Here is a 12,548-nt window from a genome sequence, read left to right on the forward strand (position 1 = left end):
TATATGCCTAAGCGTATGACTAATCATAGCTTTTCTTTTTACTCTCCCACAATGCCAATCCATAATTGGGCCATTTTTGTTTGGTTTTAAAATTATTGACAAAATACGCCACACATACCAAAGCGATCGCACCTGTCAAAACTGGAAATATTAAAAATGACCAATGATAATCAAAGGAATGAGCGGTCAGTAAAATAACCAAAGGGTTTGCACCTGCAGGTGGATGCACACATCGAAAATACTGCATAAGCGCTATAGCAAGTCCGACTGAAAGCGCAATACTCAACAAGTTGAACCCAAACCATTTTAGAAAGCACAACCCGACCAAAGCTGAAATAAAATGCCCTAAGATCACATTTCTAGGCTGTGCCAAAGGTGATTGCGCCACTGCATATAAAATCACGCATGTTGCGCCAAAAGGTGCCATGATGAAAATATTATTGGATAACTTTCCCATGATTAATAACGTTAAGATACTCAAGCTTCCCCCCAAAAAACTACGTAAGATTTCTGGATTGGATGCCCGAGGTGCTAATTTCTCTTTGCCTGAGAATAAATACATCACCTTGTCCTCATGATTGATTTAATCAAATTAGCGCGCTAAAATAAAAATAGTACAGATCTGTACTATTTTCAAGATCAATTTGGAATGGTGATGTCAAAGTCTGCAAATAAAATTTTAAATACCGCCGAACAACTGTTTAACCAACATAGCTTTGTCAGTGTTGGAGTAGATTTGATTCGTGATGAATCAGGTTGCTCAAAAACCACGATGTATACTTATTTTAAAAATAAACAACAGCTTGTCGCTGAAGTTCTAAAAGCACGTGATCAAAGATTTAGACAAAGTTTGCTTGAATATGTCGCGGATGCCAATGCTTATATCGCATTCGATAAAATTTATCGTTGGCACTGCGATTGGTTCCAAACGGATCATTTTAAGGGCTGTTTATTTGTTCGTGCAGTTGGTGAATCTTCAGAGCAAGACCGAGAAATGATTGAAATTTCACAAGAACATAAGCGTTGGTTAAGACAATTTATCTTGGAACATGTGTCAGCATTTAAACATGCAGATGCGATAGCAGAGCTCTTTTTCAATCTATTAGAAGGTTTGATTAGTCGCTTTTTAGTCGATGGTTTCGATCAAAAAGTTGCGGATCAAAATCATGATTTATTGCTTAAATTTATCCAAGCTATGGAAAACTAAGATGGGCAATTGGAGCATCGCATTGGCTAACTAAAACTTAGCTCATCAATGTCGAATACACTCCATAGCAAGCCACGATAATCAAAATCGCACCGCAGATTGAAAGCATTTTGCTATAAAACTTAGATTTTGCAAGTTGGTTAAATAGTAGATAAACCAAAGATAAAGTCGCAAAATCTAAAACAATCCAAGTCAAAGTCAATAAACTGAGGCTTTGATTGAGATTGCTCGTTATATTGATAAATTGTGGGAAAAATGCTGCAAAGAAAATAATATCTTTGGGATTGGCAATTGCTACAAAGAAGCCTTGTTTAAAGCCACCTTTGACCGCTTGAATCGGCTGGTTTTCTGTATCGACTTGCAGCGACTCTCTAAAAATCTGCAATCCCAAATAGGCAATATAGACACATCCTGCAATTTTTATTGCATTAAACCAGCTTTGATTGAGTTCTATAAATCCCTTTAAAATCAGGACAGAGAGTAGGATCAAAACCAAAGATGCGAAATTTGTTCCAAAAATAGTTTTCAGGGCATTTTTATATCCCCCTTTCAAACCTGCGCTTGCCACCAAAAGCATGACAGGTCCTGGTGTTGCGATCATCACGATCACAGCAAGACAATATAGAAAGTACGCTGAAAAATTCACAAATTACTCATATTTTAGGTCATTAAACTTGTTCTAAGTGCAATAAACTTTGGCTAATACCATCGGCACGTAACCAAGCAAAATCATAGCTTGCCTTAGCAAGTGCCAAAACACGTCGTTCAAACTCAGTCCAAATCGGTTTTACTTGATGAGGAAGAATCCCTAAACCGCTCTCCTCTGCATGATTTTTATTTTTTTCACAGATTTTTAGTGCATGGTACAACTTACGCCCTTTGGATGCAGTTTGCATGACACGAACGCGCTTGCTTGAAATAAAGCCTTCCACATGTTGCAGATTTGCAAGCGGCAACATCGGTACTAAAATTTGATCCAATTGCGCATCCAAGCGTCGCCAAACAGCCATTCTCTGTTCCAGACTATAGGTATTCCATTGGATAACTTCATGGTTAAAACGACGACAGCCACGACAAACATGATCGCCAAATACCGTTGAACAGCGTCCTGCACAAGGGGTTAGAGATGGAATACGGCGATCATTAGTCAAAATATTTTCCTCACATTTTCGAAATTTTGGGATAAATTTCAAAATTCATCAAGCAGGCAAAGCATACTATATATTGTAGTATTGAAGATAAATTATCACAATATTTAGTATATTCTTCATCCGATTGATGAAAAAAATTCTGCATTCTTTATAGTCAAATCATCGCAAATTTGCAAATGATTTATGCTGATTTTAAGATTTTTCTGATCAAAGTCTCAGACTCTACTTTTTATGTCGGGTGATCCTCACAAGGAAGCATCTTATTGCAATTCTCCTGCTTTCAATCCTCGCAAATTCACATAATTCAAGCTAGAATATGCGCCTAAAATTTTCTCATTTAAAAACATTTGGAGTATTCCATGAACGCTACTGTAGAACAGCTTGCACCTGTAGAACAGCAAGCGACCACTGGTTGGGTTGTTGCGGCACTTTATCAATTTAAAGAAGTTGAAGATTCACTTGATCTACAACAACGTCTTTTAGACTTGGTAAAAACCATCAATCTTTGTGGAACTCTAATTGTTGCTGATGAAGGGATCAACGGTACTGTTGCTGGCGATCGTAAAGCAGTTGATACCATTCAGCAGTTTTTATTGGCTGAAGGTTTTACGAGCATGGAATATAAAGAATCACATAGTGATGAAAAACCATTTCGTAAAATGAAAATCAAACATAAAAAAGAAATCGTAACGTTAGGTGTCGAAGTTAAACCACGTGATTTAGTGGGCCATTATCTTGATCCGAAAGAATGGAATGAACTCATCGCTCGTGATGACGTAATCTTGGTTGATACTCGTAATGATTACGAATATAAAGCAGGTACATTTAAAGGCGCGATTGACCCTAAAACTGAAACTTTCCGTGAATTTCCAGAATACGTTAAACAAAACTTAGAACAGCATAAAGACAAGAAAATTGCGATGTTCTGTACAGGTGGTATTCGCTGTGAAAAGTCAACATCGTTATTACTTCAAGAAGGCTTTACAGAGGTCTATCACCTTAAAGGCGGTATCTTAAAATACCTCGAAGAAACACCAGCTGACGAAAGTATGTGGGAAGGTGAATGTTTTGTGTTTGACGGGCGTACGGCTGTAACACACGGTGTTGAAGAAGGCGTAAATGTGAAATGTCATGCTTGCGGTTGGCCTCTGACTCCAGAAGAAGTTGCATTGCCAAGTTATGAGCACGGTGTTTCATGTAAATACTGTATCGAGAAAACTTCTGAAAAACAAAAAGAAGGTTTCCGTATGCGCCAATCTCAAATTACAGCAGCAAAACGTAAACGCCTCTAATCAAAACTTTTGAGTTTCGTCCTAAAAGGTCAATCAGCAATCCTGATTGACCTTTTTTATGCTCAATCTTTTGTGCTTTCAGCTTTATATAGCGTGTTTTAGCTTACGAAAAGTACTCTAGGTTCAGTAAAACAGATATATATTTGAAAATTTTGTACAAATGCTTACGTATTTTAAATGCAACTCTGATTAGGATAATAAAATCATTTCCAGTATTTAAACGTTCATGACCGATTGGATTATTTCCATAATGGAAAGCTTAGGCTATTTTGGCATCGCCATTTTGATGTTTTTAGATAATGTCTTTCCGCCAATCCCTTCAGAAATTATTATGCGGCAGACTAAAACTTGAAGTGCGACACCCCCAACCTAATATAGGTATAAAGGAGTGTCATATTGTCATACGTACATTTAACAATAGTTGAACGAACTGCACTAATGTTAGAGTTTAACAAACCCAATTTTTCTGCTCGAAAATTTGCTAAACAAATTAACCGACATCACAGTACAATTTCTCGTGAATTAAATAAAAATTGCGGTTCTGTTCATCAATATAGTGCTGAACAAGCGATTGAATTTTCGCAGCGACGACGCAGGCGCGGTCATACAAAAATTTATTTGGATTCCTTACTATGGAAATTTATTGTAGAAGCCATAAAATGTTTATGGTCACCTGTACAAATTTCTAAGTGGCTCAAACGACAATCAGATGATAAAGAGATGAATATTAGCCATACCACAATCTATTCAACAATCAGAGCTTTACCCAAAGGTGAACTTAAAAAGGAGTTATTATCTTGTTTACGTCGGGAAAATAAGAAAAGAAAAACTGAAAACCTGCCACAGAAAGATAGTATTTTACAGGATATAAAAACAATTCATGAGCGTCCATTAGAGGTCTTGGAAAGAAAAATACCAGGTCATTGGGAAGCTGATTTGATCAAAGGAAAAGATAATAAAAGCGCAGTAGCAACTTTGATTGAACGTAATACACGACTCTGTTTACTAGCAGTTTTACCTGATGCTAAGGCAGAATCTGTACGTACAGCCTTGACCGAAGCAATGGCTTACCTGCCACCTGAGCTGAGACAAACCCTGACTTATGACCGAGGACGAGAAATGGCTCAACATAAGCAATTGGAGGAGGAGTTGGATATAGATGTATATTTTTGTGATCCACATTCACCGTGGCAAAAAGGTACAATTGAAAATATGAATGGTCTTATACGGCAGTATTTACCGAAAGGAATTGATTTAAACCAAGCTGATCAAAATTATTTAAATCAAGTTGCCATGTCATTAAATACACGACCAAGAAAAGCATTAAACTGGTTGACGCCATTAGAGGAGTTTTCGAGACTAACTGATTATCACAAATGTTTTAAAACTGTCGCACCTCATGTTTGAATCCACCTGCCTTCAGCAGGATATTCAGCCTCACAAGGAAGTTTAATCCTCATCGGCGTGATTATTTCAGGCAGCATTGGCTCATTAATAGCCGCTGCATTTTTATATTGGGTTGGCTACAAATTTAATCACATCAGCATTTTCCGATGGGTTGATCGCTACGGTAAATATATCTTTTTGAAATCTTCCGATGTAGAAAAATCCCTAAAATGGTTTGAACAATATGGACATCGAATCGTATTTTTTGGTCGAATGATCCCTGCCGTACGCTCATTGATCAGTATTCCTGCAGGTATGAGCCATATGCCTTTTTGGAAATTTATGCTGTTTAGTAGCCTCGGCACAGTGATTTGGACAACTTTTTTAGCCTGTGTCGGTTATTATTTTGGACAAAACCAAGCATTAATGCATAAAATTTTTAGTCAAGTGGGTTATGTGATTATCGCGCTAGTCGTATTATTTATAGTTTGTTATCTTTATCGTAGATCAAAGCGTAAATCGAACGATATTTAAATTTTCTGTGTTGGGGTCAAAATGAAACATTATTTTTTATATTTTGCAGCAATATATAGTATTGCCTTGGTTTTACTCGGCGTGCTTTTTACCATGTTCAATCTTGGAATGATCACGACCCTCCCTATTCTCATCGCTGCTGGTTTCTTGACTGCTGCACATTTTGTAAAAAAAGAACAACGCCTACCTTCGAATGATGAAAAAATGTTGTTGGTTTGGGGCACAACAATGACCGCATTAGTCATCGCCTGCATACTTTTATTTTTCTATATTGTCACCAACCCAGCTTCAGATCATTTACTTGAAGCAGCTGAAAAATCTGGACTTGCAGGTACAGCAGTGATTATGCTTTTTGTGGTGATTATCCATGGCGGTATTTTTTATCTTAGCTATGGTTGGTATGCCAATCGTTGTTTTAATAAATTAAACCAATAACAACACCTATTTATTTGAGTCTATTGTCCTAAAATAATGTGCAAAATGATTATTTATATTTTGCACATTCAATATTACAATAAAAACATAAAACATAAAACATTATTTTATAAGCATTTAATACTTCTCTTTTATAACCTAAATATATACATTAATTCAACATTTTCTATTTTAGAAAATACAAATTTAAAGTTCCCTCTCCCTTCGGGAAAAGGTTAGGATGAGGGTAATTTTTAATCTAAAATCTATTTATGCAAATTATCTAACTATTACTTTATTAAAAAATTTTATTTTGGGGAATCTAATGAGGTTTTATCTCATCTTATTTACTGTATTTTATTTTCTTAGCGTGTTTATTACTTCTATCATTAATATCTTCATCAATATCCCCGATGCAGTCAATATCGCACTACTGTTCATAGTCAGCACAACAATTGCATCAATATTTATCAATAAAGAAAAACGCCTACCAACCACAGGTGAAAAACAGCAACTCGTTTGGGGTTCAATCTGTGGAACGACATTCATTCAATTATTATATCTTGCCTTTATCCTATGCTATGAAGATTTCAATATCAGCTATACCATCCATCAGGTCCCTGTTTGGATATGGTTATTGATTTTATTCATTGTATTTGGCATTGAATATTTTATTTTCTATATGAGCTATGCTTGCTGTGCCAAATTTTTTTTGAAAAAATAATTTTAAGACAACTCGTAAAAAACCTCATTGCTCAGCTTTATAAAAGCAATGATCACCTTGGATACAGCGAACTAATCAAAATATTCAGCAACAATATCCTAAAGATCATTATTATTTTAAAATTGCATCATTAAAAAAATTAACTTAGTATCCATCACTGTACATAATTTAATCTAACTATTTTTTGTACATTTCACATAATTAAACATTCAAATAATATTGGAATATCTATGAATAATCTTTTTACACTTAACGACATGCTCACGCCAAAAATTGTAACTGTACTTTATTGGATTGGCTTAATTTTTGTCATTTTTACAGCTTTAAGTACTTTATTTCGTTATGGTTATGGCGCTTTCTATGGATTTGGAATGCGCTTACTCATCGCCATTCTCATCTTAGTTTTTGGTGGCTTAGCTGTACGAGTCTACTCTGAACTGTTGATTGTTATTTTTAAAATTCATGAAAATTTGAAAAAAATTGCAGATCGTCAGCCTTAAACTTTCCATTATTTTTTATTAAATAATTTGGTAAAAGATAAACAAAAAAAAATGCGTATGTAAAATTTACATACGCATTTTAATATACTAATCACTTAGTTTGGTGTGTGGTACATGAGATATAACTCATTTAAATTGTCAGGAATTTCTTCTGCCAATTCATCCATAAGTTGACCATTGCGACGGAAAGATTCCATTTGAGGATCTTCTTCATCGATACCGCTAAACACCATAATTGGCAAAGTAAGGTCAACCAATTGTTCTTCGAATTCTTCGGTAAACCAAGCTTCTTCGTTCAAGAACATTGCATCAACGAAACCAACACTCCAATCTCCTAGACTTGAATCCACTTCCGCTTCTTCAACTTCAAAAGGAAATTCGATGCCTTCTTCATTGGCAAGTTTTTGACGAATATCGTTTAACCAAAGTTTCACTTGTTCAACGATTTCTTTGGGTGCTTTGTTTTGATTACCTTCAAAAAGTTCGTCTAACCAACGATCAAATTGAGGTCCAACTGCAATGGCACATAAAAAACCATGTGTTGCCGCAAAATCTAGACCATACTCATTTTGGTCGCCATCTAGATAGTCACTCAACAGGTCTAAATCTAAAGCACTCATTTTGAATCCAATCTTGTAAAATTTAGGGGTATAGCATAGCACTTAGCGGTTTGATACAAAATGCTGTTTACTCATCTTCGTCATCAAGATCATCGTCATCAAAATCGTAATCGAAGTCTTTTAATTCTCGATCTAAACGACGTTGTGCAAGTAGATCATCAATTAAACGTCGCTTTTCTAATGATTCTTTGGCGCTAATTTTGCTTGATGACTCATCAAAACTAACATCATCATCACCGTAGTTATCATCTAGTTCAAAATCTGTCGAAGACACTAAAACTACCTCATAATGAAAAAAAGTGAATGGGTCTAGGCGCTATTTATCTTTCTTAGAAAAACTTGTCAAGTTTTATTTGTATTTTTTACATATAAAGTTGTATTTAGGCTTTTTTATTGGCCTATTTTGTGCCATGATATAATCCACCTTACGTTTTACTGTTTGATGACATTTTTTAAGTCATTTTTTAAAATACAATGAACGTATGGGATGATCTTGAAAATAACAATTTCACCTCCATTTATATTACTGAATACACTCACTTAATCTTTTATCAGAACAGTTTTTAACTGCATTTTCTGACGATTTTAGTGTGTTATTCAAACAGATATTTAGATAAATTGTGCGAAATATCCACAATTTTACCGCCACAGATTCAATCAAAAGAGAGTAAAGATGAGCGAAATGAATTCCCCTACTTCGCAAGTAGCGGCTCTTATTAGCCGAGGCAAAGAACAAGGTTACTTAACCTACGCTGAGGTTAACGATCATCTCCCAGACTCAATCACAGAAAGCGAACAGATTGAAGACATTATTCAAATGCTTCAAGACGTCGGTATTCCTGTGCACGAACGCGCACCAGAATCTGATGATGCAATGTTCGAAGGCAATAACGAAGGCGCTGATGAAGTTGCAGAAGAAGAAGCGGCTGCCGTACTTGCATCTGTTGAAAATGAACCTGGTCGTACCACTGACCCTGTCCGTATGTATATGCGTGAAATGGGTACAGTTGAACTTCTAACCCGTGAAGGTGAGATCAGCATTGCAAAACGTATCGAAGAAGGTATTCGTGACGTTTTGAACTCTATTGCTTATTGGCCAAATGCGGTTGAAGTTGTTTTACAAGAATACAAAGATTATGAAAATGGCGAACGCCGTTTAGCTGATATTTTATCAGGGTATTTAGATCCTGAAACTGATGAAGAAATTCCAGAAGTTTTAGAAGATGAATCTGAAATCGACGATGACGAAGAAGAATCATCAAACAAACCGACTAAAGACGTTAAGTTAGACGACGATGATGAAGAAGAAGAGTCTGAAAGTGATGACGACTCTGAAGGTGAATCTGGTCCAGATCCTGAAATTGCCAAAGTTCGTTTCACTGAGCTAGAGTCAGTTTGGAGCACTGCCAAAGACACCATCGTAAAACATGGTCGTAACTCTGCTGAAGGCAAACAAGCTTTAGAAGATTTGGCAACTGTATTTATGATGTTCAAATTTACTCCACGTTTATTTGACATTATTTCAGAATTAATCCGCGGTACACATGAGCAAATTCGTACTTCAGAACGTGAAGTTATGCGTTATGCCGTTCGTCGTGGTCGTATGGATCGTACTCAATTCCGTACATCATTCCCAGGTCAAGAATCAAATCCAGCTTGGTTAGATGAACAAATTGCCAAAGCTCCAAATGAGCTTAAAGGCTATCTCGAAAAAGTACGTCCAGATGTTCTTGCATTCCAACAAAAGATTGCAGACATCGAAAAAGAATTGAGCCTGAATGTAAAAGAAATCAAAGAGATTTCTAAACGTATGGCAATTGGTGAAGCTAAAGCTCGCCGTGCTAAAAAAGAAATGGTTGAAGCAAACTTACGTTTGGTAATTTCGATTGCGAAAAAATATACCAACCGTGGCTTGCAATTCCTTGATCTTATTCAAGAAGGTAACATCGGCTTGATGAAAGCTGTAGACAAGTTTGAATATCGTCGTGGTTATAAATTCTCGACTTATGCGACTTGGTGGATTCGTCAGGCGATTACGCGTTCGATTGCTGACCAAGCACGTACGATTCGTATTCCAGTACACATGATCGAAACAATCAACAAGATCAACCGTGTATCTCGTCAACTTCTTCAAGAAATGGGTCGTGAACCTACGCCTGAAGAATTGGGTGAACGTCTGGAAATGGACGAAGTTAAAGTACGTAAAGTCCTCAAAATTGCCAAAGAGCCGATTTCTATGGAAACTCCGATTGGTGATGATGAAGATTCGCATCTTGGTGACTTCATCGAAGATGGCAACATCACCTCTCCTGTTGATGCTGCAACTTCGGAAGGTTTAAAAGAAGCAACACGTGAAGTTTTAGAAAACTTGACTGAACGTGAAGCAAAAGTACTGAAAATGCGTTTCGGTATCGACATGCCAACTGACCATACTTTGGAAGAAGTGGGTAAACAGTTCGATGTAACTCGTGAACGTATTCGTCAGATTGAAGCAAAAGCTTTACGTAAATTACGTCATCCTTCACGTTCTGAACACTTACGTTCATTCTTGGAAAATGACTAATTCATAAATCATAGAATGATATATTAATCACATAACGAATCACTTGAAAACCAAGTATTCATCCCCATTAATATATCAAGACGAATGACAAAACGCCTGCAAATCCATGCAGGCGTTTTCTATAAAATTGAGGTGAAATATGTTAGACCGCACACCATCTCGCGAACTCCAAGAAGATCTTTGGGTATTTCCAATGGATTACCCAATTAAACTTATTGGTAATGCTGGAGAAGAACTACGTGGTGCTGTAGTCGAAATTTTGGTGAAACATTTTCCAGAGTTTGATGAAGCAACATTGTCCGTTCAACCTTCACGTACTGGTAAATATCATTCCATTACTGCGCAGCTTCGTTTTGAAGAACTTGAACAAGTTCATGCGCTTTATGCGGATCTTGCAGCTTGCGAACATATCCGGACTGCGCTTTAATAGACGGGTTAACAATAACCACTCTATTATCATGAAAATACTAAAATTATTGACAGCATGTTCAATGAGCATGCTGTTAATCTCGACTAGCCAAGCCAAAATCCAAACCTATCAATATGCTGATGAAGTCTGTGAATTTAAAAATCAGTACGACGATCAAAAAATCAATATTAAACAAATCAAAGACTCGATTACGTTGCACCGACTGGCATTTTCATCAAAATTGAATACTGAGGTTTTCGCCTTTACTCCTGATAAAATCCCATCACCAGATATCTTAAATAAATTAACTAACGAATATCAGCAAACTAAACAACAATATCAAAAGCTTAGCCCTGCCAGCCTCGCGCCCTATCAACAATTAAAACAAATTGTGCTCAGACAACTTGACGATGAATACAAGATGAATGTATTGATTGCAAAATCGTATCGCAATCCTAAAGTGTTGTTAACTCAGGATTATGGAAAAACGTGCTACGCCATTGCTGAGAAAATGAATCTTACAGGGCAAGCCTTAAAAACCGCCAGTTTAAATCAACATAAAGTTTTTCTGAATCAACAAATTAAACTCGGTCAAAGTCAACAATTTGCTCAGCAAAGCCTGCAACAGCTTCAGCAAAAACTCAACCAACCGCAAGGTGAAAAGTATGCATTTTTAGATTTGCTCAAAGAGTGGAATAATTGTGCAATTGATACCCTGCCAAACGACGAGAAAAAACTGGAAAAATTAAATATCAATAAAGATTTATTTATAAAATCCAAAGAATTGTATTGTGATAACTAAGTTTACAGTCCTTCGTCAGGCAGGAGTGCGATACTGCTCTCCTGCCCAATCGAAATTTTATATTTTATAGATCTTTTCAAAGTCGGATTTTAGCTTAAAAAACAAATTAAATTGAATACTTAAAAACTATTTTATGCCATCTTGATATTTAACTGAGGCATGTGATCCATCACAAAATGGCTTATTTGAAGATTGACCACAACGGCAAAGTGCTTGTCTATTGCGGATTTCATAAGATTCGCCATTTGCACTTTCCACACGCACCCCTCCTCGCACCATCAATGGACCACTACATCCGATCGCTGGGTCTTCAATCGCATAAATCCCGGCCTCTTCATCATTTTCAATCGGTTGCATCGTTTCACGATCAAAAACCAGTAAACGACCACCTGCACAAGAATGCACCATAAATTCTGTCAATTTTTCATGTGATTCGCCATGCATCGTGACTTCTCCCCAAACTTGATTTCCATTGTCACAAAAACGTGAAAATGCACAGTAATGTTCATTGTCTGTCAAAATCTGTTTAGGACCATCTATTTCCGTAGAACCATTCAACAAAGGCTCAAAACTTGCTGTTTCTGTCAGATGAACTTGTTGTTTTAGATGTGATCCATCACAAAATGGCGCATGTTGAGAATGTCCACATCGGCAAAGATACATTTCTTCTTTACTTTGAAACTTCTGCCCTTGTGCATAACGCCCTGAGTTTCCAGAAGCATTTTGCTCAATGATGACTTGCGATAATTTTGGTGCCCCATATACATGATATGGACCATCTTGGGTGACTTTGATATAGATATGTTCTGGTGCTTGGGTTGTACCGACTTGGATTATATATTTTGTCTGATCAGCCATAACTCACCTTTTATTTTTTAAATTTAGTGAATATTCACCTGATCAGCATGGCACCAAATTTTAGATTCTCCCATTGTATTTTGTAAAA

15 protein-coding genes and 2 pseudogenes are annotated in these 12,548 nt (G+C 36.5%); 11 read left to right on the forward strand and 6 right to left on the reverse strand.

Going from position 1 to position 12,548, the window contains the following annotated elements:
- Positions 1–19: 19 nt before the first annotated feature.
- The gene (locus F960_RS02035; protein ID WP_020846916.1) at positions 20–565 is read right to left on the reverse strand and encodes an HPP family protein; all 546 of its coding nucleotides are present in this window, start codon (positions 563–565) and stop codon (positions 20–22) included.
- 90 nt (positions 566–655) lie between these two features.
- Between F960_RS02035 and F960_RS02040 the strand changes: the two genes are divergently transcribed.
- The gene (locus F960_RS02040; protein ID WP_004856798.1) at positions 656–1,207 is read left to right on the forward strand and encodes a TetR/AcrR family transcriptional regulator; all 552 of its coding nucleotides are present in this window, start codon (positions 656–658) and stop codon (positions 1,205–1,207) included.
- 37 nt (positions 1,208–1,244) lie between these two features.
- Here F960_RS02040 and F960_RS02045 read toward each other — a convergent pair whose 3' ends face one another.
- Positions 1,245–1,853 carry a LysE family translocator gene (locus tag F960_RS02045; RefSeq protein WP_035373760.1) on the reverse strand — a complete coding sequence of 203 codons (609 nt, stop codon included), beginning with the start codon at positions 1,851–1,853 and terminating at the stop codon, positions 1,245–1,247.
- A 22-nt stretch (positions 1,854–1,875) separates the two neighbouring features.
- Positions 1,876–2,358: a DUF1289 domain-containing protein gene (locus tag F960_RS02050; RefSeq protein WP_004856803.1), complete on the reverse strand. Its 483-nt coding sequence runs from the start codon at positions 2,356–2,358 to the stop codon at positions 1,876–1,878.
- Positions 2,359–2,717: 359 nt separating this feature from the next.
- On the opposite strand from F960_RS02050, the gene trhO reads away from it, so the two are divergent.
- The 7 genes and pseudogenes from trhO (at position 2,718) to F960_RS02080 (ending at position 7,208) form a co-directional block, all read left to right on the forward strand.
- Positions 2,718–3,650: an oxygen-dependent tRNA uridine(34) hydroxylase TrhO gene (gene trhO / locus F960_RS02055; RefSeq protein ID WP_004856806.1), complete on the forward strand. Its 933-nt coding sequence runs from the start codon at positions 2,718–2,720 to the stop codon at positions 3,648–3,650.
- A gap of 226 nt (positions 3,651–3,876) precedes the next feature.
- Positions 3,877–3,984 (forward strand): annotated as a pseudogene (locus F960_RS21710) (DedA family protein); the annotation flags it as partial.
- Positions 3,985–4,046: 62 nt separating this feature from the next.
- Positions 4,047–5,057 (forward strand): IS30 family transposase, encoded by a 1,011-nt coding sequence (locus F960_RS02060; RefSeq protein WP_004856812.1) that lies wholly within the window; start codon positions 4,047–4,049, stop codon positions 5,055–5,057.
- Positions 5,058–5,570 (forward strand): annotated as a pseudogene (locus tag F960_RS02065) (DedA family protein); the annotation flags it as partial.
- Positions 5,571–5,591: 21 nt separating this feature from the next.
- Positions 5,592–6,005: an ABZJ_00895 family protein gene (locus F960_RS02070; RefSeq protein WP_004856817.1), complete on the forward strand. Its 414-nt coding sequence runs from the start codon at positions 5,592–5,594 to the stop codon at positions 6,003–6,005.
- Positions 6,006–6,309: 304 nt separating this feature from the next.
- Positions 6,310–6,708 carry an ABZJ_00895 family protein gene (locus tag F960_RS02075; RefSeq protein ID WP_035373544.1) on the forward strand — a complete coding sequence of 133 codons (399 nt, stop codon included), beginning with the start codon at positions 6,310–6,312 and terminating at the stop codon, positions 6,706–6,708.
- A 230-nt stretch (positions 6,709–6,938) separates the two neighbouring features.
- The gene (locus F960_RS02080) at positions 6,939–7,208 is read left to right on the forward strand and encodes a DUF4282 domain-containing protein (RefSeq protein WP_004856824.1); all 270 of its coding nucleotides are present in this window, start codon (positions 6,939–6,941) and stop codon (positions 7,206–7,208) included.
- 95 nt (positions 7,209–7,303) lie between these two features.
- Here the strand turns inward: F960_RS02080 and F960_RS02085 are convergent, their stop codons facing one another.
- Positions 7,304–7,828 carry a YecA/YgfB family protein gene (locus tag F960_RS02085; RefSeq protein WP_004856828.1) on the reverse strand — a complete coding sequence of 175 codons (525 nt, stop codon included), beginning with the start codon at positions 7,826–7,828 and terminating at the stop codon, positions 7,304–7,306.
- Between the two features lie 67 nt (positions 7,829–7,895).
- Positions 7,896–8,102, reverse strand: coding sequence for a PA3496 family putative envelope integrity protein (locus F960_RS02090; RefSeq protein ID WP_004856833.1), 207 nt, complete (start codon positions 8,100–8,102; stop codon positions 7,896–7,898).
- Positions 8,103–8,441: 339 nt separating this feature from the next.
- Between F960_RS02090 and rpoD the strand changes: the two genes are divergently transcribed.
- The 3 genes from rpoD (at position 8,442) to F960_RS02105 (ending at position 11,602) form a co-directional block, all read left to right on the forward strand.
- Positions 8,442–10,391, forward strand: coding sequence for an RNA polymerase sigma factor RpoD (rpoD, locus tag F960_RS02095; RefSeq protein ID WP_228134719.1), 1,950 nt, complete (start codon positions 8,442–8,444; stop codon positions 10,389–10,391).
- 139 nt (positions 10,392–10,530) lie between these two features.
- Entirely contained in the window at positions 10,531–10,818 is a 288-nt protein-coding gene (locus F960_RS02100; RefSeq protein WP_004856839.1) for a YbeD family protein, read from the forward strand.
- Positions 10,819–10,882: 64 nt separating this feature from the next.
- Entirely contained in the window at positions 10,883–11,602 is a 720-nt protein-coding gene (locus F960_RS02105; RefSeq protein ID WP_004856842.1) for a hypothetical protein, read from the forward strand.
- Positions 11,603–11,728: 126 nt separating this feature from the next.
- Here F960_RS02105 and F960_RS02110 read toward each other — a convergent pair whose 3' ends face one another.
- Positions 11,729–12,460: a CDGSH iron-sulfur domain-containing protein gene (locus F960_RS02110; protein ID WP_004856845.1), complete on the reverse strand. Its 732-nt coding sequence runs from the start codon at positions 12,458–12,460 to the stop codon at positions 11,729–11,731.
- Between the last annotated feature and the right edge of the window lie 88 nt (positions 12,461–12,548).

The sequence above is a fragment of the Acinetobacter gerneri DSM 14967 = CIP 107464 = MTCC 9824 genome, from assembly GCF_000368565.1.
GTDB lineage: Bacteria > Pseudomonadota > Gammaproteobacteria > Pseudomonadales > Moraxellaceae > Acinetobacter > Acinetobacter gerneri.